The organism is Streptomyces sp. NPDC053513 (genome assembly GCF_044544765.1).
Classification (GTDB): Bacteria; Actinomycetota; Actinomycetes; order Streptomycetales; family Streptomycetaceae; genus Streptomyces; species Streptomyces litmocidini.
Map to the genome: position 1 here is coordinate 318,296 of NZ_JBITXP010000002.1, position 21,380 is coordinate 339,675.

A 21,380-nucleotide genomic window follows, 5' to 3' on the forward strand; every position below is an offset into this window, starting at 1 on the left:
AGAGCACGACCATGACGATCCGCGAATTCAAGATGCCCGACGTGGGCGAGGGCCTGACCGAGGCCGAGATCCTCAAGTGGTACGTCCAGCCCGGTGACACCGTCACCGACGGCCAGGTCGTGATCGAGGTCGAGACCGCCAAGGCCGCCGTCGAGCTGCCGATCCCCTTCGACGGGACGGTCCACGAGCTCCTCTTCCCCGAGGGCACCACGGTCGACGTCGGCCAGGTCATCATCTCGGTGGACGTGGGCGGCGGCGCCGAGCCCGAGGCCCCGGCGGCCCCGGCCGTCGCGGCCGCCCCCGTCCAGGAGACGGTGACCGAGCCGGAGCCCGCCGAGCCGGAGGGCCGTCAGCCGGTCCTCGTCGGCTACGGCGTGGCCGCGAGCTCCACCAAGCGGCGCGCCCGCAAGGTGCCGGGCGCTCCGGCCCCGGCGGCCGAGGTCGCCGCGCCCGCCCCGGTGGTCCCCGAGCAGCTGAACGGCCACGGCCACGGTCCCGTGGCCGGCCGTCCGCTGGCCAAGCCGCCGGTGCGCAAGCTCGCCAAGGACCTCGGTGTCGACCTGGCGACGGTCACCCCGACCGGCCCGGGCGGGATTATCACCCGCGAGGACGTCCACGCGGCGGCCGCCCCGGCGCCCGCCCCGGCCGTCGAGGCCCCCGCGCCCGTGGCGGCACCGGCTGCGGCGCCCGCCGCGGCGCCGTCCGTGGCGTCCACCGACGCCCGGGAGACCCGCGTGCCCATCAAGGGCGTGCGGAAGGCCACGGCGGCGGCGATGGTCGGTTCGGCCTTCACCGCGCCGCACGTCACCGAGTTCGTGACCTTCGACATCACGCGCACGATGAAGCTGGTCGAGGAGCTCAAGTCCGACAAGGACATGGCGGGCCTGCGGGTCAACCCGCTCCTCCTCATCGCCAAGGCCGTCCTGGTCGCGGTCAAGCGCAACCCGGAGATCAACGCGGCCTGGGACGAGGCGGCACAGGAGATCGTCCTCAAGCACTACGTGAACCTGGGCATCGCCGCGGCCACCCCGCGCGGTCTGATCGTGCCGAACATCAAGGACGCGCACGCCCAGACCCTGCCCGAGCTCTCGCAGTCCCTGAGCGAACTCGTCGCCACCGCCCGCGAGGGGAAGACGACCCCGACGGCGATGCAGGGCGGCACCTTCACCATCACCAACGTCGGCGTCTTCGGCGTCGACACCGGTACGCCGATCCTGAACCCCGGCGAGTCCGCGATCCTCGCGGTCGGTGCGATCAAGCTCCAGCCGTGGGTCCACAAGGGCAAGGTGAAGCCGCGTCAGGTCACCACGCTGGCACTCTCCTTCGACCACCGCCTGGTCGACGGCGAGCTCGGCTCCAAGTTCCTGGCGGACGTCGCCGCGATCCTGGAGAACCCGAAGAGGCTCATCACCTGGGCGTAGCGGCCGGGTTCGCCCGTTTCACGTGAAACATCCGGTGGTGGCGTCAGCCGCCACCGGATGTTTGGTTCGAGGGCATGGGCCTCCCCCTCGAACCGCCCCGTGGTGCCGGGCCCGTACGCCTCGGCATGACCCCCGACGAGGTGGTGGCGGCCGTACCCCCGCCGACGAACTCCTGAAGGGCCTCGCGGCGCACGACGCCGACGAGCTGCTGAAGGGCCTCGCGGCGCACGGCGTCGACGGCGAGGACCCGTTCGTCCCCGGACTCTCCCTCGGCTTCACCCGCCGCACCTCCCAGGAGGTCGCGCGCCGGCCCGACGGCCTCCCGGTGTGCTTCACCTCCGTACTCGTCGGCGACGAGAACCACTACGACTTCCGGCTCCCGGTAAGGGCCCGGGGCCACTGTGACTTCCGGCTCCCGGTAAGGGGTCCAGGATGCGGACGCGGCTGTCTGTTGCACCCCTGTTGTATCTATGCTGTGCGCATGCCATCAGCGCCAGCCGGTCCCGCCCCCCTGCCCACCAAGCAGCCGCCCGCGGCCGACCGCGTCTACATGCACGTCAAGCAGGCCGTACTCGACCGGCGCTACGAGGGAGGGACCCTCCTCACCGAGGGCGAACTCGCCCAGGCCGTCGGGGTGTCCCGGACCCCCGTCCGCGAGGCGCTGCTCAAGCTGGAGATGGAAGGGCTGCTGAAGCTCTACCCGAAGAAGGGCGCCCTCGTCCTCGCCGTCTCCGCGCAGGAGATCGCCGACGTCGTCGAGACCCGGCTGCTCGTCGAGGAGTTCGCCGTCCGCCGGGCCGTGCCCGCGCCCGCCCCCCTGATCGCCCGCCTCGAAGAGCTCCTGGAGGAGCAGAAGCGGCGCGCCGAGGCCGGTGACCTCGCCGAGGTGGCCGTCACCGACCGCTGCTTCCACGCCGAGATCGTCAAGCACGCCGGCAACCAGATCCTCGTCCGCCTCTACGACCAGCTCCGCGACCGCCAGCTGCGCATGGGCGTCGCCGTGATGCAGTCCCAGCCCGACCGCATCGCCAAGAACATCACCGAGCACGCCGAGATCCTCGACCGCATCAAGGCCGGCGACGCCGAGGGCGCCGCGCACTGCGTCCGCCAGCACCTCAGCTGGGTCAAGGTCCTGGTCCGGGGTGAGGCCCGATGAGCTCGGTCAGCCTGCCCGGCGACCCGCCCGGCGGCCGTCGTGCCGCCCTCGTCTGGGGCGTCGGCGTCGCCGTCTACTTCGTCGCCGTCATCTTCCGCACGTCCCTGGGCGTCGCCGGCCTCGACGCCGCCGACCGCTTCGACGTCAACGCCTCGGCGCTCTCCACCTTCTCCATCCTCCAGCTGCTCGTCTACGCCGGCATGCAGATACCCGTCGGCCTCCTGGTCGACCGCCTCGGCACCAAGAAGGTCCTGACCCTCGGCGTCGTCCTCTTCACCATCGGCCAGCTGGGTTTCGCGCTCTCCCCCTCGTACGGCACGGCCCTCGCCTCCCGCGCCCTCCTCGGCTGCGGCGACGCCATGACCTTCATCAGCGTCCTGCGGCTCGGCAGCCGCTGGTTCCCCGCCCGCCGGGGCCCGCTCATCGCCCAGCTCGCCGGGCTCATCGGCATGGCCGGCAACCTCGTCTCCACCGTCTTCATCGCCCGCGCCCTGCACGGCCTCGGCTGGACGACCACCTTCGTCGGCAGCTCCCTCGCCGGCGTCCTCGTCCTCGTCCTGCTGCTGCTCCTCCTCAAGGACCACCCCGAGGGGTACGAGCCGGAGCCCGCCCGCCACGCGGGCGCCGCCTTCGTCCGCCGCCAGATCGCCGAGTCCTGGCGGGAGCCCGGCACCCGGCTCGGCATGTGGGTGCACTTCACCACCCAGTTCCCCGCCATGGTGTTCCTGCTGCTCTGGGGCCTGCCGTTCCTCGTCGAGGCGCAGGGCCTCTCCCGGTCCACCGCCGGGACGCTGCTCACCCTGGTCGTGCTGTCGAACATGGCCGTCGGCCTCGCGTACGGGCAGATCATCGCCCGCCACCACGCGGCCCGCGCCCCGCTCGCCCTCGGCACGGTCGCGGCCACCGCCCTGCTGTGGGGCACGACCCTCGCGTACCCCGGCGACCACGCGCCGATGTGGCTGCTGGTCACCCTCTGCCTGGTCCTGGGCGCCTGCGGACCGGCCTCGATGATCGGCTTCGACTTCGCCCGCCCGGCCAACCCGCCGGAGCGTCAGGGCACCGCCTCGGGCATCGTCAACATGGGCGGTTTCGTCGCCTCGATGACGACGCTGCTCGCCGTCGGCGTGCTGCTCGACGCGACCGGCGACGACTACCGGATCGCGTTCTCCTCGGTCTTCGTCCTGGAGGCGCTCGGCGTCGTGCAGATCCTCCGCCTCAAGGCCCGCACCCACCGCAGGGAACGGGAACGGCTCGTCGCCAGCCGCGTCGAGGCCGTGCACGTACCCGTATAGGGCCCTTGTCCCGTATAGGGCCCTTGTCCCGGAGAGAGCCCTTGTCTCGTACAGAGCCCATGTGGAGAGTGCCGGTACCTACCGGGGCGTCACCGCGAAGTTGTCCAGGATCGCCTTCGCGAGGTCCGCGTCGCCCTCGACCTTGACCCGGTCGGCCACCTCGGCCGGCCGGACCCGGCCGCAGGCGAGGCGGACGAACGTCTCCCAGTCCGTCGCCAGCGTCACCGCGGGACCCAGCGACGGCGCGCCGTCGATCGAACCGCGGCCCTCCGCGTCCACCCGTACCGTCCGCAGGAACTCCACCGGACCGGTCACGTCGAGCACCACCGCCGAGGACGGGGGCGCCCCGGCGTCCTTGGCGACCACGTCCGGCAGCGCCTCCAGGAGCACGTCCCGGGCCACGAGCGCCCCGGCCGAGTCCAGGTTCCCCGGCACGCCCAGCGCCGTCCGCAGGTCCTGCTCGTGCACCCACACGTCGAAGGCACGCGTGCGGTAGCCCTGTTCGAGGGTCTGCTCGGCGCCGAGGGGGGCGCGGATCAGATGCTCGGGGGAGCGGTTCTCGTTGCGGAGCTGCCGGGCCCGCCGGATCAGGATGTACTCCAGCTCCGAGGTCATCTCCGGGGCGGTGTGGTGCCGCCGCACATCGACCTGAACCTCCATGTAGCGGGCGAAGTCACTGCGCACGTGGTACAGGTCGCGGGGCAGGGAGTGGATCGGCCGCGGATCGCCGAGCATCTCCGTCTCCATGCCGATCACATGGGAGACGATGTCCCGCACCGACCAGCCGATGCACGGGGTCGGCCGGTTCCACTCGCCCTCCACGAGGGGCTGCACCAGTTCGGCTATCGCCTCGATGGAATGGGTCCAGGCGTCGGCGTAGTTCTGGAGGCTGGGATGGACGGTCACGGGACCCCTCGGCGGTTCTTCGGTGCGCGGGCTGAAAACACGACTGGGTGGGAGGCTCGGACGCTAAGTTACGCTGCCCGAAGGCACCCCGGCAGTGCTTTCGTGTGACGATCGTAGGCCGGTGTTGACGGCTCGAATGCCAGGACGGTGGTAGTGTGCGCGCCTCGCTGATCCAGATCGCGGTAGACCCGGACGAACCGGTCGACGCCCGTCGCGCCCGCGCGGCACGTCTCGTACGGGAGGAATCCGGCCACGCGGACCTCGTGGTCCTGCCGGAACTGTGGACCGTCGGCGCCTTCGCGTCCGACCTGTTCGCCGCCGAGTCCGAGCCGTTGAACGGCCCCACCCACCGGGCGATGGCGGAGGCCGCCCGCGACGCCGGGGTCTGGCTGCACGCCGGCTCCTTCGTCGAGGCGGAGGGCGGCTCCCTCTACAACACCTCGCTCGTCCTCTCCCCCGACGGCGAACTCGTCGCCTCCTACCGGAAGATCCACCGCTTCGGCTTCGACAAGGGCGAGGCCGTGCTGATGGCGGCCGGGGAGGACCTCGTCACCGTCGACCTGCCGCACCTCACCGTCGGCGTCGGCACCTGCTACGACCTGCGCTTCCCCGAGCTCTTCCGCGGCCTCGTCGACGCGGGCGCCCAGGCCTTCGTCGTCCCGGCCGGCTGGCCCGCCCGCCGCCGCGCCCACTGGTCCCTCCTGGCCCGGGCCCGGGCCGTCGAGAACCAGGCGTACGTCCTCGCCTGCGGCACCGCCGGCACCCACGCGGGCGTGGAGCAGGCCGGGCACTCGATCGTCGTCGACCCCTGGGGCGAGACCCTCGCGGAGGCCGGACCGGACGAGGAGATCCTGCGGGTCGTCCTCGATCCGGCGAAGGTCCGGACGACCCGGGAGGAGTTCCCGGCGCTCAAGGACCGGGTGCTCGGGGTCGCGACGCCGCGCATCCGCCGGCCCTGAACCTTCGCGACGCCACGCATCCGCCGGCTCCGGGCCTCCGGGCCGCCACGCCCCCGCCGGTCCTGGGCCTCCGGACCGCCGCGCACCCTCCGGTTCCGGGCCTCCGGGACGCCGCTCCCCGCCGGCCCCGAACCTTCGAAAGGCACCTCGTGAACGACCAGGAGAAGGCGGCGCTCGCCGCCTTCGCCGAGCTCTTCGGACCGCCGCCGGAAGGGCCGGCGGCACCCGTCGACTGGGACGCGGTCGAGGAATGGCTCGGCCTGCGCCTGCCCGCCGACTACAAGGCCGTGGCCACCGCCTACGGCCCCCTCGACATCGGCGAACGGCTCTGGCTGCACACCCCGTTCGCCGACGACGCGCGCCTCTTCGACTACGGCGGCTTCGTCGAGCGGGGACGCCGGGCCGCGCCCGGCGTCCTCCCCTTCGGCGAGACCCGCATGGCCGACACCCTCTACTGGGACACCACCGCCTCCGACGACCCGGACGAGTGGCCCGTCGTCGTCCACGTGCAGAACCTCGCGAACGCCGGCAAGGACCCCTGGCTCCGCCCCGGCACCACCCTCCTGCCCACCCTCACCGGCTTCGTCTCCGACGGCCTGCGCCCGCACATCGCCCGCAGCGGCTACGCCGGAGGCGAACCGTCCGCCTGGACCCCGCCGGCCCGCCGCCCCGACCCCACCCCCGAACAGCGGGCCGCGCTCACCGGCGGCGGCACCGGCCTCGACACCCTCACCGCCCTCGTACCGCCGCCCGCCGAGCCGTACCTCGGCGAGCAGAGCTGGGAGTGGCTGTACGAACGCCTCGGCACCCGCCTCCCCACCGAGTACGTCCGCCTGATGGAGACGTACGGCGGCGGAGAGTGGTGCCAGTGGCTCCGCTTCAACCGCCCGCTGGGCACCGAACGGTACGACGTGGCGGGCACGGAGGAGTGGTACGGCGAGGCCTACCGGAGCCTGCGCGCCGACTTCCCCCAGTACCACCCGCTGCCCGTCCGGCCCGAGCCCGGCGGCTTCCTGCCCTTCGCCGACTCCATCGACGGCGACCAGCTGTGCTGGCTCACCGAGGGCGACACCCCCGACGACTGGCCCCTGATCGTCATCCCGCGCCACGCCGACCAGGGCCCGCCGCTCACCGGCACCCTCACCGGGATCCTGCTCGCCTGGCTGCGCGGTGAACTCCGCACGGAAGGCCTCCCCCGCCTCGTACGCCCCCACGAGGACCCGCTGGACGTCATCGACTTCACGCCGTACGGCCCGGGAACGGACTGAGGGCACGGTCTGCCGCCGGGCCGGCCGCCGATCCACTCTGCCGGAATTGGACCTGGGAAGACAAAAGGCCGTTCCCCAGACTGAGTTCATGACCCACGCCGAACCCGCGCCCTCCTCTCCCGCGTCCCCCCGCCCCGAGATCCTCGCCGTCCGCCCCGAGACCCTCGCCGTCCACCCGCCGCACGTCGAGATCACGGGCAGCAGGCCCCTCGGCGTGCCCCTGCACCAGGGCCACGTCTTCGCCTTCGACTCGGCCGACGCCCTCGCCGAGGGGTTCACCTCCCCGGACGCCTTCCTCTACTCCCGCCTCGGCAACCCCACCGTCCGCACCCTGGAGGACGCCGTCGCCCGCCTGGAAGGCGGGACCGCCGCCCGGTCCTTCGCCTCCGGCATGGGCGCCATCAACGCCGTCCTCCTCGGCCTGCTCTCCAGCGGCGACCACGTCATCGCCCAGACCTGCCTGTACGGCGGCACGTACGCGGTCCTCACCGACCTCGCCGCCCGCTGGGGCGTCCACGTCACGTACGTCTCCGGCACCGACCCGGAGGAGGTGCGGGCGGCCCTGCGTCCCGAGACCCGGCTCCTCTACCTGGAGACCATCGCCAATCCCACCACCCGCGTCGCCGACGTCCCCGCGCTCGCCGCCGTCGCCGCCGAGGCCGGGGTCCCCGTCGTCGTCGACAACACCTTCGCCTCCCCGCTGCTCTGCCGTCCCCTCGACCACGGCGCCGACATCGTCGTCCACTCCGCCACCAAGTACCTGGCCGGGCACGCCGACGTCCTCGGCGGCATCGCCGTCTTCAAGGACGCCGAGCTGTACGACGGGGTCCGCCACCACGCCGTCGAACAGGGCGCCTCCACCGACCCGTTCGCCGCCTGGCTCACCCTGCGCGGCATCCAGACCCTGTCCCTGCGCATGGAGCGCCAGTGCGCGAGCGCCGCCGAACTCGCCGCCCGGCTCGAAACGCACCCCGCCGTCGAGGCCGTCCGCCACCCGGCCCTCGCGAGCCACCCGGACCGGGCGATCGCCGCGCGCCTGCTGCCCGCCGGCGGCGGCGGGGTGGTCTCGATCGACCTCGCGGGCGGCCGGGAGGCGGGCCGCGCCTTCGTCGAGGCGGTACGGCTCGCCTCCCTCAGCGTCTCCCTCGGCGATGTGAAGACGCTGGTCATGCACCCGGCGTCCACCTCCCACCACCAGCTCGACGCGGCGGCGCTCGCCGCGGCCGGCATCGGCGCCGGCACGGTCCGGCTCTCCGTCGGCATCGAACACGTCGAGGACCTGTGGGCGGACCTGGAGCAGGCGCTGACGAAGGCGGGCTGACCCCTCCGAGCGGCGGGTCAGTCCTCCCGTTCCCGCTCCGCCATCCGGATGACGCACACGGCGACCGCGATCTGCAGCGCCGCGTCCGCGTCCTCGCGGACCACGTTCACCGCGTACGTCTCGCGGACGTGGAACCACTGCCGGGAGATGTGGGCCAGGAGTTCACCCTCGTACTCGACGGTGAACTCCCGGTCCAGGATCCGGCCGCTGACGTCCAGTCCGGTCCCGTCGACGAGCGTCACCCGGTAGTGGTTGCGGAGCAGGGAGAGCCGCTTGCGGCGGACGGTCGCGAGGGGCCGGTCGTCCCGCTCGATCGTCATCGCGTCCCGCAGGCTGAACATCTTCTGCCGCAGCGTGACGAGGACCTGCCCGTCGGGGCCCTTCAGCTCCAGGGTGTCGCGCAGCCGCAGGGCCTTGCCGTCGACGAGGAAGGCGTGGCGGCCCTGCTCGTCCTCGATCCAGTAGTCGTCGCCGATCGCGAAGATCTTGTCCCGTACGAGATATTTCACGCGCCCATGTGTGCCCGGTTCGCGGAGGTTCTCACCCGAAGTACCGGGTGAACGCGTCCGGTGACGCGCCCAGCATCCTCCCGAACGGCGCGTCGAGCTGATGGATCAGCAGCACGGTGAAGGCGATGAACCCGGAGAGCCCCATCACCATCACCACGTGCGTCGCGCTCCTCCTGATCCCGAAGAGGAACATGAACGCGAGCGTGAGCACGCCGCCGATCAGCAGGCCCGTCCACAGCACGGGGGAGAGCCGCTCCTGCGCCGCGGCCTCCCGGCCCCGCCGCGCGTCGTCGATGTAGCCGAGCTGGGCCAGCACCTCCTGGGCCGCGATCTGCTCCGGCACCTTGGCCGAGTCCTCCACCTCGCCCGCCTTCCGGAGCCTTTCGAGCAGCTGCCAGCCGGACGGACCGAGCGGCTCGCGCTCCGCCATCGCCGGCCACTCGACGTCGACGACGTGATCGGCGTACGTACGGGCGGCGTCCCGCAGCGGCTGCCGCTGGGCCGCGGGGAGCGCGTCCGCGAGGAGGTACGTCTGGTGCAGCGCGCTCGCCTCGGCCTGGACGTTGTCGGCGGCGTCGGAGCGGGTGTCCCAGACGGACACCAGGCAGAGGCCGAGCACGACGGCGTAGAGGACCGACACCATCATCGCGATGTACTCGGCGACGTCCTCGCGCGGCTCCTCGTCCTCGCCGACCGGGAAGAGCCGGGTCTTGGCGAAGACGGCGAGGGCGGCGACGAGCGCGACGCCGAGGACGACGACGAGCGTCTCGAACAGGTCCACGTCACTTCACCCGGCTGCCGAGCAGAGCGGCCGCGACGGCCGCCGGGATCAACAGGAGCAGCAGCATCGTCACGACCCCGAACTCGTGCGCCTCCCGCGTCCGGCGCCGCAGCCGCCCCAGAAACCCCTCGTCGTCCGGCACGGCCTCGGCCCGCTGCCGGGGCTGCTGTTGCCGTGACGGTTGTTGCTGCTGTGGCTGCTGCTGTCGGTCACCGGTCCCGGACGCCGTCTCCGGCTCGCCCCGCGGCGGTCCCACGGGGAGGGGAACGGCGGGCGGAGCGGCCCGAGGCCCGTCGGGGGGCACGGCCGGGGGTACGGCTCCGACGGCTCCGGGAGCGAGGCCGGGGGCCGCCGGGGCCCCTGGCGCGCCCCCGACACCGGCGGCACCGGCGGCTCCGGCAGTACCGGTGGCTCCGGCGGCACCGGTGGCCCCTCCGGCCCCGCCGGTTCCAGCGGCGGCGGCCCCAGCGGCACCAACAGCTCCAGCAGCCCCAGCAGCTCCAGCGACCTGCCCGGCCCCGCCGACAGCCCCAGCCACCCCGGCGACCCCGGCACCCCCGCCCGCCACGGAGCCCCCGCCCACCGCCGAGGCCCCGGCAACCCCACTTCCCCCGTCCCCGCCATCCCCACCACCCCCCGCCCCCCGCGGCGGCGAAGGGACGGTGAAAGCGGCGGAGGAGCGTGCGGTGAGCGTCGGTGCGGGGACGAGGGCGCCCCCGGCGTCGAGGGTCGGGACCCGGTCGCTGCCGGTGGCGAGGCCGGTGCTGCGGTGGGTGCCCGGCGGGCGCCGGACGGTGGCCGTGCAGCGGGCCGAGGCGCCCGGGGGGAGCAGGGCCACGGTCCCGGCGCGCCCGCCGCAGTCGACGGAGCCGGGGCCGAGCGGCAGGGCGGTGTCCTCGACGCGTACGGCGTGGAGGGGCCGGTTGCCCCGGTTGGCCACGGTGTACGTGACGGCGGCCCGGCCGCCCCCGACCGAGACCCGCTCGGTGAGGGCGAGGCCCCCGGCGACGCCGGTGTACCCGGAGCGGGCGGTCGCGCTGCTCAGCACGCCGAGGGAGGGGACGTCGCCCCGGGCCCGTGCGATGGCGAGGTGGGGCCCGGGCAGGGCGCGGAAACGGGCGACGCACTCCATCTCCCCGAGCCCGGCGAGCGACTGCCGGGGGCACCGTACGGTCCCGTCGGGCACGCCGGGGTCGACGACCCGTACCCCGTGCACACGCGCCTCGCCCAGGTTCTCCAGCCGGTACCGCTTCACGACCTGCGCCCCGACCCGTACCGCCGGCGGCCGCACCGCGCTGTCGGAGCGTCCGTTCACGGTGACGGTCATCCGCAGGGCCCCGTCCCCGGACCCGCCGGCCCACGCGGCGGCCCCGGGCAGCACGAGCAGTACCGCCATCAGCAGCCCACCGCTCACCCGACAGCCGTAATAGTCCGATGATCTGCCCGCACGCGTCATGCGCTCCATGCCACCGCCCGCCCCCGGCACACCCGGCCCCGGGACACGCCCCGGCCCCCCACCCGGCCCCGGTTTTCCACCCGTACGGCACCCTTGAACCATGAACGACTCCGCGCCCACCCACGCGCCCCGACGTGCCCGTGTCCGCGCCCCCGAGCTGATCGGCAAGGGCGGCTGGCTCAACACGGGCGGAGAAGAACTGACCCTCGCCGATCTGCGAGGAAAGATCGTTCTGCTCGACTTCTGGACCTTCTGCTGCGTCAACTGCCTGCACGTCCTCGATGAGCTGCGGGACCTGGAGGAGAAGCACCGCGACACGCTCGTGATCGTCGGCGTGCACTCGCCGAAGTTCGTGCACGAGGCCGAGCACCAGGCCGTCGTCGACGCCGTCGAGCGGTACGAGGTGCACCACCCGGTGCTCGACGACCCGGAGCTCGCGACCTGGAAGCAGTACGCCGTGCGGGCGTGGCCGACGCTCGTCGTGATCGACCCCGAGGGGTACGTCGTCGCCCAGCACGCCGGTGAGGGGCACGCCAACGCGATCCGGACGCTCGTCGAGGAGCTGGAGGCCGAGCACGAGGCCAAGGGGACGCTGCGGCGCGGCGACGGGCCGTACGTGGCGCCCGAGCCCGTCGCGACCGACCTCCGCTTCCCCGGGAAGGCCGTCGTCCTCGCGAACGGCCACTTCCTGGTCTCCGACACCACCCGGCACCAGCTCGTCGAGCTGGCCGAGGACGGCGAGACCGTGGTGCGGCGGATCGGCGAGGGCGTCTTCCGGGAGCCGCAGGGACTCGCCCTGCTGCCGGACGGCAGGATCGTCGTCGCGGACACCGTGAACCACGCCCTGCGCACGTACGACCCGGAGAGCGGGGCGATCGAGCTCGTCGCCGGCACCGGGAAGCAGTGGTGGCAGGGGTCCCCGACCTCCGGGCCCGCCCTCGAGGTCGACCTCTCCTCGCCGTGGGACGTCGCCTGGTGGCAGGGCAAGGTGTGGATCGCCATGGCCGGTGTGCACCAGCTGTGGACGTACGACCCCGAGAGCGGGACCGTCGGGGTCGCGGCCGGCACCACCAACGAGGGGCTCGTCGACGGGCCCGCCGCCGAGGCCTGGTTCGCGCAGCCCTCCGGGCTCGCGGCCACCGAGGACCGGCTGTGGATCGCCGACTCCGAGACCAGCGCCGTGCGCTGGATCGACCCGGAGGGCCACGTCCACACGGCCGTCGGCACCGGCCTCTTCGACTTCGGCCACCGTGACGGCGCCGCCGGGCAGGCCCTCTTCCAGCACCCGCTGGGCGTGACCGCGCTGCCCGACGGCTCGGTCGCCGTCTCCGACACGTACAACCACGCCCTGCGCCGCTTCGACCCGGCCACCGGCGAGGTCACCACCCTCGCCACCGATCTGCGCGAGCCCAGCGACGCGGTCCTGGTCGGCGGCGACATCGTGGTCGTCGAGTCCGCCCGGCACCGGCTGACCCGGCTGCGGCTGCCGGAGGAGGCCGTCCAGGTCGAGTCCGCCGCCTACCGCACGCAGCGCGAGGCCACCGAGGTCGCCCCGGGCCGGCTCCGGCTCGACGTCGTCTTCCAGGCGCCGACCGGGCAGAAGCTGGACGAGCGGTACGGCCCCTCGACCCGCCTCCTGGTCTCCTCGACCCCGCCGGAGCTGCTGCTCGGCGGCGAGGGCACGGGGACGGACCTCTTCCGCGAGCTCGACCTGAACCCCGAGGTCACGGAAGGCGTGCTGCACGTCTCCGCGATGGCGGCCTCCTGCGACGACGACCCGGCCAACGAGTACCCGGCCTGCCACGTCCATCAGCAGGACTGGGGCGTCCCGGTGAAGGTCACGGCCGACGGCGTGGCCCGGCTGCCGCTGATCCTCGCCGGCATGGACGGCTGATCAGGCGGTCAGCGGACGATCCCCTGGTTCCTGGACGGGCGCCCCGCGGCCCCGTCCAGGCACCCCTCCACCCAGGCCGCCGGATCGTGCACGGCCCGGTCGCCGCCCATGCCCTGCCGCTCCATGAGCGCGCACTCGCCCTCGCGCAGGGCGCGCCACTTCACGATGCGCACGGCCTGGAGGTAGCCGCCCTCGTAGGCGATGTCCGTGCCCCACGGCGGCCGTTCGTCGTACTCGCCGATCAGGGCGCCCGCCGCCGCCGTGACGAGCACGACGGCGACGGTGACACCGACGGCGAACTTCCCCCGCGAGGGGCCCTCATGACGATGCATGGGGACGACGCTGCCAGGCGGGAGCTTTCGCGGATGTTTCGCGCGGTGCGCGAGCGGGGGCTCAGCCCTCCAGGAACGCCACCAGGGCGTTCGCGAGGAGGTACGGGTCGTCCGCGCCGCAGAGTTCGCGGGCGCTGTGCATGGAGAGGATCGCGACGCCGATGTCGACGGTCGAGATGCCGTGCCGGGCGGCCGTGATCGGGCCGATCGTGGTGCCGCAGGGCATGTCGTTGCTGGAGACGAAGGACTGCCAGGGCACCCCCGCCTTCTCGCAGGCGGCGGCGAAGACCGCGCGGCCGCTGCCGTCGGTGGCGTACCGCTGGTTGACGTTCACCTTGAGGATCGGGCCGCCGTTGACGCGCGGGTGGTGCGTCGGGTCGTGGCGCTCCGCGTAGTTGGGGTGGACGGCGTGGCCGGTGTCGGAGGAGAGGCAGACCGTGCCGGCGAAGGCGCGGGCCCGGTCCTCGTAGGAGCCGCCGCGGGCGTAGACCGAGCGCTCCAGGACGTTGCCGAGGAGGGGGCCCTGGGCGCCGGTGTCGGCCTCGGAGCCGTTCTCCTCGTGGTCGAAGGCGGCGAGGACCGGGATGTACGGGAGGTCGTCGCGGCCCGCGAGGGAGGCGAGCGCGGCGACGCCCGCGTGGACGGAGACGAGGTTGTCCATGCGCGGGCCGGCGAGGAGCTCCTGGTCGCGGCCGAGGTAGGCGGGGGCCTCGACGGCGTGGACCATGAGGTCCCAGCCGCTGACGTCCTCGGCGTCGACGCCCGCCTCGGCGGCGACGAACTCGATCAGGTCGCCCTCGTGGACCTGGCCGATGCCCCAGACGGGCTGCATGTGGCGCTGGCGGTCGAGCTTGAGGCCGTCGTTGACCTGGCGGTCGAGGTGGATGGCGAGCTGCGGGACGCGCAGCAGCGGCCGGTCGACGTTGACGAGGCGGTGGCTGCCGTCGCGGAGGGTGAGGCGGCCGGCGAGGCCGAGGTCGCGGTCGAGCCAGGTGTTGAGCAGGGTCCCGCCGTAGATCTCGACGGCGATCTGGCGCCAGCCCTGGGCGCCCATGTCGGGCTGCGGCTTGACGCGCAGGTTGGGGGAGTCGGTGTGGGCGCCGACGATCCGGTACGGGGTGTGGGCGGCGGCGCCCTCCGGCACGTACCAGGCGATGATCGCGCCGCCGCGGATCACGTACTTCCCGCCGCTCGTCCCGTCCCAGGCCGCGGTCTCCTCGACGCGGCGGAAGCCGGCCTTCTCGAGCCGCTCGGCGGCGCTCGCCACCGCGTGGTACGGCGAGGGGGAGGCCGTCAGGAAGGCCATCAGGTCGTCGGTGTGGCCGCGGTCGAACGGACCGGCGGTGGGACGGGAAGCTGCGCTGCTCATGGGTTCACCATACGCAGGGACCGGAATTCGAATACGGGACCCCGGAAATTGGTGATCACGGGCTTGCGGGCAGCAAGAACGGCCCGCCCCCCTCCCCGGGGACGGGCCGTTCCGTCAGGACGTGGCGCGTCTCAGAACGCGGCCTCGTCCAGGTCCATCAGCGAGCCGTCGACGGCCTCGGCCAGCGCGCGCTCGGTGGAGACGCCGGGCAGGACGTTGGCGGCGAAGAACTTCGCGGCCGCGATCTTGCCCTGGTAGAAGGCGACGTCCTTGCCCGTGGCGCCGGCGGCCAGCTTCTCGGCGGCGACGGCCGCACCGCGCAGCAGCAGGTAGCCGACGACGACGTCGCCGGAGGCGAGCAGCAGGCGGGTGGTGTTGAGGCCGACCTTGTAGATGTTCTTGACGTCCTCGCCGGTGGCGGTGAGGTCGGTGATCATCTTGCCGACGATCGCCTCCAGGTCCACGGCGGCCTTGGCGAGCGCGTCGCGGGCGCCGGCCAGCTCCTCGCCGCCCGTGCCGACCGCGAGGAACTTCTTGATCTCCTCGGACAGCGCGTTCAGGGAGGCGCCCTGGTCGCGGACGATCTTGCGGAAGAAGAAGTCCTGGCCCTGGATGGCCGTGGTGCCCTCGTAGAGGGTGTCGATCTTGGCGTCCCGGATGTACTGCTCGATCGGGTACTCCTGGAGGAAGCCGGAGCCACCGAAGGTCTGGAGCGACTGCGCGAGCTGCTCGTAGCCCTTCTCGGAGCCGTAGCCCTTCACGATCGGCAGGAGCAGGTCGTTCAGGCCGTGGAGCGCCTTGGCGTCCTCGCCGGCCGCCTCCTTGATCGCGATCTCGTCCTGCACGGAGGCCGTGTAGAGGACGAGGGAGCGCATGCCCTCGGCGTACGCCTTCTGCGTCATCAGCGAGCGGCGGACGTCGGGGTGGTGCGTGATGGTGACCTTGGGCGCGGCCTTGTCCATGAAGTTGGCCAGGTCGGTGCCCTGGACGCGCTCCTTGGCGTACTCCAGGGCGTTGAGGTAGCCCGTGGAGAGGGTGGAGATCGCCTTCGTGCCGACCATCATGCGGGCGAACTCGATGATGAGGAACATCTGGCGGATGCCGTCGTGCTTGTCGCCGATCAGCCAGCCCTTGGCGGGGTGCTGGTCGCCGAAGGTCATCTCGCAGGTGTTGGAGGCCTTGAGGCCCATCTTGTGCTCGACGTTCGTCGCGTACACGCCGTTGCGGGCGCCCAGCTCGCCGGTCTCCCAGTCGAACTCGTACTTCGGGACGAGGAAGAGGCTCAGGCCCTTGGTGCCGGGGCCGGCGCCCTCGGGGCGGGCGAGGACGTAGTGGAGGATGTTCTCCTCCATGTCGTGCTCACCGGAGGTGATGAAGCGCTTGACGCCCTCGATGTGCCAGGAGCCGTCCTCCTGCTGGATGGCCTTGGTGCGGCCGGCGCCGACGTCCGAGCCCGCGTCGGGCTCGGTGAGGACCATGGTGGAGCCCCAGCGCTTCTCGACGGCGATCTGCGCGATCTTCTTCTGCGCCTCGTTGCCCTCGTTGTAGAGGATGCCGGCGAAGGCCGGGCCGGAGGAGTACATCCAGATGGCCGGGTTCGAGCCGAGGAGCAGCTCCGCGTAGGCCCAGATCAGGGAGCGGGGGGAGACGGTGCCGCCGATCTCCTCCGGGATGCCCAGGCGCCAGTACTCGGACTCCATGAAGGCGTTGTACGACTTCTTGAAGGTGGCCGGGACCGGAGCGGTGTTGGTCTCCGGGTCGAAGACCGGCGGGTTGCGGTCGGCGTCGGCGAAGGACTCCGCGAGCTCGTTCTCGGCGAGACGGCGGATCTCGTCGAGGATGCTCTTGGCGGTCTCGACGTCCATCTCCTCGAACGGCCCGGTGCCGTACACCTTGTCGCGGCCGAGGACCTCGAAGAGGTTGAACTCGATGTCGCGGAGATTCGACTTGTAGTGCCCCATGGCGACGGCTCCGTAAAGGCTCGGGGAGGCGGATGTCCTGGTACGCGCGTGTGCCGGCGCCCGTACTACCGACGAGTAGCCAACACTTCTCTACGATGATGCTACCCACCGGTAATAAGAGCAACCCCTCTCCGGCCATCTGTGACGCGAGCCGCACGAAAAGGGCCCGGGGCGCGTGCCCCGGGCCCCTCTCGCGGGACGCGCGGTCCGTACGCCCCCGAGCGCGGCGGAGGAGTCGAAGCCGACGGGGGAGTCGCTGACGCCCTCGTCGGCCGCGTCCAGGTCGGTGACCGACTGCGAGGTGGAGGTCCTCGGCTCGCCCGCGGTGCGAAGAAGAGCGCGAGAGCCACCCGTGCGCCCGCCCGCCGCCCCGCCGCTCGATAGTCTTGGCCCCATGTACGGCTACGAGCAGAACCCGGGTGCCCAGCAGCAGTACGCGCCTCCCCAGCAGGGGCAGTACCCGCCGCAGGGCGGCATGCAGGCCGGGATGCAGGGCGGTGTCCCCGGTGGGTACGCCCAGCAGCAGCCCCCGCTGTACCCGGAGCCCTCGCCGCCCTCCCTCGCGGACGCCGTGCGCGCCTTCACTACCGGCACCCTGGCCGCCGAGGACTTCCAGCAGATCTTCGCGACCTCGAAGGTCTACTGCCCGCGCGGCGACAACCCCGGCTTCCTGGCCCTGCACAACACCCAGCAGCCGGTCATCCCGATGTTCACCTCGCTGAAGGAGCTGCGGCGGTACGCGGGCAAGGAGTCGAAGTACTTCGTGATCACCGGCGCCGAGGTGATCGACCTGCTGCCCACCGGCTACGGCTTCGTCCTGGACATGGAGGGCGACCACCGCATGGTCTTCGACGCGAAGGCCGTGGAGCAGATGGTCGACTTCGCGATGCGGCGGATGTACGGGTGAGGCGAGGCGTCCGGCTGACGGAGGTCTGAGGCGTCCGGCTGACGGAGTTCTGATGCGTGCGGGCGGGCCCGGCGTTCCCCGAGGGGGACGCCGGGCCCGCCCGTTCCTCGTACGGCCTACTCCTCCTCCGCCGCGAGGTGCTCCTTGTACTGCGCGGCGTCGAGCAGGCCGGTCAGGGCGCCGGTGCCGGCGATCTCGATCTCGGCGATCCAGCCGTCGCCGTACGAGTCGGTGTTGACCAGCTCGGGCTCGCCTTCGAGTTCGGGGTTCAGGGCCGTCACCCGGCCGGAGACGGGTGCGTACAGATCGCTCACCGACTTGACCGACTCCACGGTGCCGATCAGCTCTCCCGCCTCGAGGGTGCGGCCCACGGTCGGGACGTCCACGAAGACGAGGTCGCCGAGCTGCTTCTGTGCGAAGTCGGTGATGCCGACGCGGACGCGCCGGTCGCCCGTCTTCTCCACCCACTCGTGGTCCTTCGTGTACTTCAGGTGCTCCGGGCAGTACGACATGCGGGCTCCTTCGCGGGCCGTCGGGGTGCCGGGGGTCGGCCGCCCGGCGGGGACAGCGTGCCCGAGTGGCCGGAGGCGCGGGGACGTGGCTCACTCGGACGGGCGGGCGACTTTCGGCCGTCCGGGCAGGGCGCTCGGGAATGGCGCGGAACGGTTCCGCGTTCTGGGTGGCAGAAAGTTCAGCGTTCAACTAAAGTGGTCGTACAAGGTCGCACCTAGGAGGTCCGGTCATGCCCGCTGTGACTGTCGAGAACCCGCTCACCCTGCCGCGCGTCGTCGCCACCGCCGACGCCGTCTCCCGCCCCGTGCTCGCCGTCACCACGGCCCCCTCGGGCTTCGAGGGCGAGGGCTTCCCGGTGCGCCGTGCGTTCGCCGGGATCAACTACCAGTACCTCGACCCGTTCATCATGATGGACCAGATGGGTGAGGTGGAGTACGCGCCCGGAGAGCCCAAGGGCACGCCCTGGCACCCCCACCGCGGCTTCGAGACCGTCACCTACATCATCGACGGGACCTTCGACCACCAGGACTCCAACGGCGGCGGCGGCACCATCACCAACGGCGACACCCAGTGGATGACCGCCGGATCCGGCCTCCTCCACATCGAGGCCCCGCCGGAGTCCCTCGTCGTCAGCGGCGGCCTCTTCCACGGCCTCCAGCTGTGGGTGAACCTGCCCGCCTCCGACAAGATGATGGCCCCCCGCTACCAGGACATCCGCGGCGGCCAGGTCCAGCTGCTCACCACCCCCGACGGCGGCGCGCTGCTCCGCGTCATCGCCGGCGAGCTCGACGGCCACGAGGGTCCCGGCATCACCCACACCCCGATCACGATGATCCACGCCACCCTGCGCCCCGGCGCCGAGATCAGCCTGCCCTGGCGCGAGGACTTCAACGGCCTCGCGTACGTGCTCGCCGGCCGCGGCACCGTCGGCACCGACCGGCGCCCGATCCACACCGGCCAGACCGCCGTCTTCGGGAAGGGCGGCTCGCTCACCGTCCGCGCCGACGAGAAGCAGGACGGCAACACCCCGGACCTGGAGGTCGTCCTCCTCGGCGGGCAGCCGATCCGCGAGCCGATGGCCCACTACGGCCCGTTCGTCATGAACACCCAGGCCGAACTGCGCCAGGCCTTCGAGGACTTCCAGGCGGGCCGCCTCGGCACGATCCCGGCGGTCCACGGCATGGGCGAGTAGGACGCGCGGTACGCGCCCGGCGCAAGCCGCACGCACCGGGTACGGGTCGTACGCGCCGTACGCACCTGGTACGGGCCGTACGCATCGTGTACCGGTACGCGCCGCCGACCGGTGCGCGTCGCCGATCGGCGTGGATCGGTACGCGCCGTCGATTGACGGGCCGTCACCCGGACGGCCCGTCAGCACACGACGACACGCCGGCGGACGTGGTCCGGTGGTCGGGTGCAGCCGAGCCCAGCACCTCTCCCTCCCGAGCCCCTGCTCCCCGAATCCGCCCGCCGGTTCGCCGCCTGGTGCGTCGTCCTGCTGCTCGCCGCCGGGGTCGCCGCCGTCTTCGTCTGGCTCTGCGTCGTCTTCAAGACGGCCGTCACCCCCGTCCTCCTCGCGATCCTCGGCGCCGCCCTCCTCGGCCCGCTCCACCGGCGCCTGCTGCGGATGAAGGTGCGCAGGGGCCTCGCCGCCATGCTCACCGTCGTCGCCGTCCTCGTGGTCGTCGGCGGCGCCACGTACATCGTCGTCGCCGCCCTCATCGAGACCGGCGACCAGATCGTCGCCTCGCTCCGGCAGGCCGCCTCCGACATCGCCGACCACCTCGGCGCCGCCGGCACCTCCCTCGACGACCTCGCCGGGAACGCCGAGAAGCTCCTCAAGGAGTTCGGCGGCACCGCCGCCTCCGGCGTCATCAGCGGCCTCAGCGTCGTCGGCCAGATGCTCGCCACCGGCGTCCTCGCCCTCTTCCTCATCTTCTTCTTCCTCAAGGACTCCGACCGGGCCGCCGGCACCCTGCGCTCGCTCGCCCCCCGCGGCACCGGCGACCTCGTCGAGGCCATGGCGCGCCGCGCCTTCGAAGCCGTCGAGGGCTTCATGCGCGGCACCACCTTCATCGCCCTCGTCGACGCCGTCCTCATCGGCATCGGCCTGGTCGTCCTCGACGTGCCCGGCGCCGTGGGGCTCGCCGCGCTCGTCTTCGTCACCGCCTACATCCCGTACCTCGGGGCCTTCCTCTCCGGCGCGATCGCCGTCCTCGTCGCCCTCGCCGACCGCGGCTTCGTCATCGCGCTGTGGGTGCTCGGCGTCGTCCTGGCCGTCCAGGTCGTCGAGGGCCACCTCCTCCAGCCCCTCGTCCAGAGCAGGACCGTGCAGATGCACCCGGCCGTGGTCATGCTGGCGATCACGGCCGGCGCGTCCGTCGCGGGCGTCCTGGGGATGCTGCTCGCCGTCCCGCTGACGGCCGCCGGGACGGGGGTCCTGGGGGTGCTGCGGACGCGGTACGGAACCCCTTCCGAGGCGGCGGACTAGGCCGGGGTCAGCCCGCCCCGCTCGAACGAGGCCAGGAGCTGCTCCAGAGCCATCTGGTCCGGGCCCACGAACGGGTCCGAGTCCGGGGCCGACGCGATCGTCTCCAGCATCCGGTCCGTCATCCGCACGGCCGGCGGCAGATGCGTGCACAGCACGATCTCCGGGTTCATCTCGGCCAGCGGCGCGAGCGACGCCCGGTACTTCTCCGCGTCCACCAGGTGCACCCACGGGCTGTCGATCGTCGCCCAGAGCAGCTGCGTCCGCCGCAGCTCCTCCGGCTTCAGGTCGCTCGCGTGCCCGCTCTCGGCGAGCTCGGCACTCGGCATCGGGCCGCCGAAGCAGTCCGAGCTGAAGCAGATCCGGGTCCGGTCGTCGTAGAAGCCGACGGTGGCCGGGTTGTCGAAGAGCGGCGGCCGGAAGGCGTGCAGCGTCCGGTCGCCGACGTCGAGGGACTGGCCCGGATTGAGGAAGTACACCCGGTCCACGGGCAGCGCCCGCTCGGTCGACATGATGCCGAAGCCGAGGAACGTCGTGACCACGCGCGCGTGTGGGGCGGCTTCGAGCAGGTCGAAGATCCCGCCGGTGTGGTCCCGGTCGGGGTGGGTCAGCCAGATCCAGCGGACGTCGGCCGGGTCCACGACCCCGCCGAGCGCGGCGACGAAGTCGCGGTCTTCGACCGAGAGCCCGGTGTCGACGACCACGGGCTCGGTGGCGGTGACGACGTAGGCGTTGGCGGGGATGTGCCCGACGCCCAGGACTTCGAGACTGTCGGCGATCACCGTGGTGTCGCTGCCGACCTTGTGGGTGTCCATGACGCGCTCCGTGGTCCCCCCGGTGGCGGCCG

Annotated in this window: 19 protein-coding genes; 10 read left to right on the forward strand and 9 right to left on the reverse strand. The window is 72.6% G+C overall.

Features of this window, described 5'->3' with window-relative positions:
• Positions 1 to 11: 11 nt before the first annotated feature.
• From ACIGW4_RS04675 to ACIGW4_RS04685, 3 genes are all read left to right on the forward strand, one after another.
• Positions 12 to 1,421: a dihydrolipoamide acetyltransferase family protein gene (locus tag ACIGW4_RS04675; RefSeq protein ID WP_399578457.1), complete on the forward strand. Its 1,410-nt coding sequence runs from the start codon at positions 12 to 14 to the stop codon at positions 1,419 to 1,421.
• Positions 1,422 to 1,902: 481 nt separating this feature from the next.
• A complete protein-coding gene (locus ACIGW4_RS04680; RefSeq protein WP_123457374.1) occupies positions 1,903 to 2,577 on the forward strand; it encodes a GntR family transcriptional regulator in 675 nt (224 codons plus the stop codon).
• Positions 2,574 to 3,869 (forward strand): nitrate/nitrite transporter, encoded by a 1,296-nt coding sequence (locus ACIGW4_RS04685; protein WP_123453454.1) that lies wholly within the window; start codon positions 2,574 to 2,576, stop codon positions 3,867 to 3,869. The genes ACIGW4_RS04680 and ACIGW4_RS04685 overlap by 4 nt, the downstream gene beginning before the upstream one ends.
• A gap of 78 nt (positions 3,870 to 3,947) precedes the next feature.
• Here the strand turns inward: ACIGW4_RS04685 and ACIGW4_RS04690 are convergent, their stop codons facing one another.
• Positions 3,948 to 4,775 (reverse strand): maleylpyruvate isomerase family mycothiol-dependent enzyme, encoded by an 828-nt coding sequence (locus ACIGW4_RS04690; protein ID WP_123453452.1) that lies wholly within the window; start codon positions 4,773 to 4,775, stop codon positions 3,948 to 3,950.
• A gap of 155 nt (positions 4,776 to 4,930) precedes the next feature.
• On the opposite strand from ACIGW4_RS04690, the gene ACIGW4_RS04695 reads away from it, so the two are divergent.
• The 3 genes from ACIGW4_RS04695 (at position 4,931) to ACIGW4_RS04705 (ending at position 8,323) form a co-directional block, all read left to right on the forward strand.
• On the forward strand, positions 4,931 to 5,734 hold the full coding sequence (locus ACIGW4_RS04695) for a carbon-nitrogen family hydrolase (protein ID WP_123453450.1): 804 nt from the start codon (positions 4,931 to 4,933) through the stop codon (positions 5,732 to 5,734).
• A gap of 149 nt (positions 5,735 to 5,883) precedes the next feature.
• On the forward strand, positions 5,884 to 7,002 hold the full coding sequence (locus ACIGW4_RS04700) for an SMI1/KNR4 family protein (RefSeq protein ID WP_399578462.1): 1,119 nt from the start codon (positions 5,884 to 5,886) through the stop codon (positions 7,000 to 7,002).
• Between the two features lie 88 nt (positions 7,003 to 7,090).
• A complete protein-coding gene (locus tag ACIGW4_RS04705) occupies positions 7,091 to 8,323 on the forward strand; it encodes a PLP-dependent aspartate aminotransferase family protein (protein ID WP_123453446.1) in 1,233 nt (410 codons plus the stop codon).
• A 17-nt stretch (positions 8,324 to 8,340) separates the two neighbouring features.
• On the opposite strand, the gene ACIGW4_RS04710 is transcribed toward ACIGW4_RS04705, so the two are convergent.
• Genes ACIGW4_RS04710 through ACIGW4_RS04720 form a run of 3 tightly spaced genes read right to left on the reverse strand, consistent with a single transcriptional unit; the run spans position 8,341 to position 11,027 of the window.
• Positions 8,341 to 8,832, reverse strand: a complete 492-nt coding sequence (locus ACIGW4_RS04710; RefSeq protein ID WP_123453444.1) for an LURP-one-related/scramblase family protein — start codon at positions 8,830 to 8,832, stop codon at positions 8,341 to 8,343.
• 31 nt (positions 8,833 to 8,863) lie between these two features.
• Positions 8,864 to 9,613 carry a hypothetical protein gene (locus ACIGW4_RS04715; protein ID WP_399578464.1) on the reverse strand — a complete coding sequence of 250 codons (750 nt, stop codon included), beginning with the start codon at positions 9,611 to 9,613 and terminating at the stop codon, positions 8,864 to 8,866.
• 1 nt (position 9,614) lies between these two features.
• Positions 9,615 to 11,027: a hypothetical protein gene (locus tag ACIGW4_RS04720; RefSeq protein ID WP_399578466.1), complete on the reverse strand. Its 1,413-nt coding sequence runs from the start codon at positions 11,025 to 11,027 to the stop codon at positions 9,615 to 9,617.
• Between the two features lie 142 nt (positions 11,028 to 11,169).
• Here ACIGW4_RS04720 and ACIGW4_RS04725 point away from each other — a divergent pair, with 142 nt between their 5' ends.
• Positions 11,170 to 12,963, forward strand: a complete 1,794-nt coding sequence (locus tag ACIGW4_RS04725) for an NHL domain-containing thioredoxin family protein (RefSeq protein WP_123453438.1) — start codon at positions 11,170 to 11,172, stop codon at positions 12,961 to 12,963.
• Positions 12,964 to 12,971: 8 nt separating this feature from the next.
• Here ACIGW4_RS04725 and ACIGW4_RS04730 read toward each other — a convergent pair whose 3' ends face one another.
• The 3 genes from ACIGW4_RS04730 to ACIGW4_RS04740 form a co-directional block, all read right to left on the reverse strand.
• Positions 12,972 to 13,295 (reverse strand): hypothetical protein, encoded by a 324-nt coding sequence (locus tag ACIGW4_RS04730; RefSeq protein ID WP_399578469.1) that lies wholly within the window; start codon positions 13,293 to 13,295, stop codon positions 12,972 to 12,974.
• A 61-nt stretch (positions 13,296 to 13,356) separates the two neighbouring features.
• Entirely contained in the window at positions 13,357 to 14,664 is a 1,308-nt protein-coding gene (locus ACIGW4_RS04735; RefSeq protein ID WP_399578472.1) for a M18 family aminopeptidase, read from the reverse strand.
• Between the two features lie 131 nt (positions 14,665 to 14,795).
• On the reverse strand, positions 14,796 to 16,625 hold the full coding sequence (locus ACIGW4_RS04740; RefSeq protein WP_123453432.1) for an acyl-CoA dehydrogenase: 1,830 nt from the start codon (positions 16,623 to 16,625) through the stop codon (positions 14,796 to 14,798).
• A 394-nt stretch (positions 16,626 to 17,019) separates the two neighbouring features.
• Here ACIGW4_RS04740 and ACIGW4_RS04745 point away from each other — a divergent pair, with 394 nt between their 5' ends.
• A complete protein-coding gene (locus ACIGW4_RS04745) occupies positions 17,020 to 17,532 on the forward strand; it encodes an SseB family protein (protein WP_123453430.1) in 513 nt (170 codons plus the stop codon).
• A 116-nt stretch (positions 17,533 to 17,648) separates the two neighbouring features.
• Here ACIGW4_RS04745 and gcvH read toward each other — a convergent pair whose 3' ends face one another.
• A complete protein-coding gene (gene gcvH / locus ACIGW4_RS04750) occupies positions 17,649 to 18,044 on the reverse strand; it encodes a glycine cleavage system protein GcvH (RefSeq protein WP_398708070.1) in 396 nt (131 codons plus the stop codon).
• 230 nt (positions 18,045 to 18,274) lie between these two features.
• On the opposite strand from gcvH, the gene ACIGW4_RS04755 reads away from it, so the two are divergent.
• Both ACIGW4_RS04755 and ACIGW4_RS04760 read left to right on the forward strand, forming a co-directional pair.
• The gene (locus tag ACIGW4_RS04755; RefSeq protein WP_123453426.1) at positions 18,275 to 19,237 is read left to right on the forward strand and encodes a pirin family protein; all 963 of its coding nucleotides are present in this window, start codon (positions 18,275 to 18,277) and stop codon (positions 19,235 to 19,237) included.
• Between the two features lie 222 nt (positions 19,238 to 19,459).
• The gene (locus ACIGW4_RS04760; protein WP_123453424.1) at positions 19,460 to 20,536 is read left to right on the forward strand and encodes an AI-2E family transporter; all 1,077 of its coding nucleotides are present in this window, start codon (positions 19,460 to 19,462) and stop codon (positions 20,534 to 20,536) included.
• Here ACIGW4_RS04760 and ACIGW4_RS04765 read toward each other — a convergent pair.
• Positions 20,533 to 21,348, reverse strand: a complete 816-nt coding sequence (locus tag ACIGW4_RS04765; protein ID WP_399578476.1) for an MBL fold metallo-hydrolase — start codon at positions 21,346 to 21,348, stop codon at positions 20,533 to 20,535. The genes ACIGW4_RS04760 and ACIGW4_RS04765 overlap by 4 nt on opposite strands.
• Positions 21,349 to 21,380: the final 32 nt, after the last annotated feature.

Bases quoted from the DNA above. Each gene is read 5' to 3' on its own strand.
- ACIGW4_RS04675 (WP_399578457.1), top strand. From the start codon at position 12: ATGACGATCCGCGAATTCAAGATGCCCGACGTGGGCGAGGGCCTGACC.
- ACIGW4_RS04680 (WP_123457374.1), top strand. From the start codon at position 1,903: ATGCCATCAGCGCCAGCCGGTCCCGCCCCCCTGCCCACCAAGCAGCCG.
- ACIGW4_RS04685 (WP_123453454.1), top strand. From the start codon at position 2,574: ATGAGCTCGGTCAGCCTGCCCGGCGACCCGCCCGGCGGCCGTCGTGCC.
- ACIGW4_RS04705 (WP_123453446.1), top strand. From the start codon at position 7,091: ATGACCCACGCCGAACCCGCGCCCTCCTCTCCCGCGTCCCCCCGCCCC.
- ACIGW4_RS04725 (WP_123453438.1), top strand. From the start codon at position 11,170: ATGAACGACTCCGCGCCCACCCACGCGCCCCGACGTGCCCGTGTCCGC.
- ACIGW4_RS04730 (WP_399578469.1), bottom strand. From the start codon at position 13,295: ATGCATCGTCATGAGGGCCCCTCGCGGGGGAAGTTCGCCGTCGGTGTC.
- ACIGW4_RS04735 (WP_399578472.1), bottom strand. From the start codon at position 14,664: ATGAGCAGCGCAGCTTCCCGTCCCACCGCCGGTCCGTTCGACCGCGGC.
- ACIGW4_RS04740 (WP_123453432.1), bottom strand. From the start codon at position 16,625: ATGGGGCACTACAAGTCGAATCTCCGCGACATCGAGTTCAACCTCTTC.
- ACIGW4_RS04745 (WP_123453430.1), top strand. From the start codon at position 17,020: ATGTACGGCTACGAGCAGAACCCGGGTGCCCAGCAGCAGTACGCGCCT.
- gcvH (WP_398708070.1), bottom strand. From the start codon at position 18,044: ATGTCGTACTGCCCGGAGCACCTGAAGTACACGAAGGACCACGAGTGG.
- ACIGW4_RS04755 (WP_123453426.1), top strand. From the start codon at position 18,275: ATGCCCGCTGTGACTGTCGAGAACCCGCTCACCCTGCCGCGCGTCGTC.
- ACIGW4_RS04765 (WP_399578476.1), bottom strand. From the start codon at position 21,348: ATGGACACCCACAAGGTCGGCAGCGACACCACGGTGATCGCCGACAGT.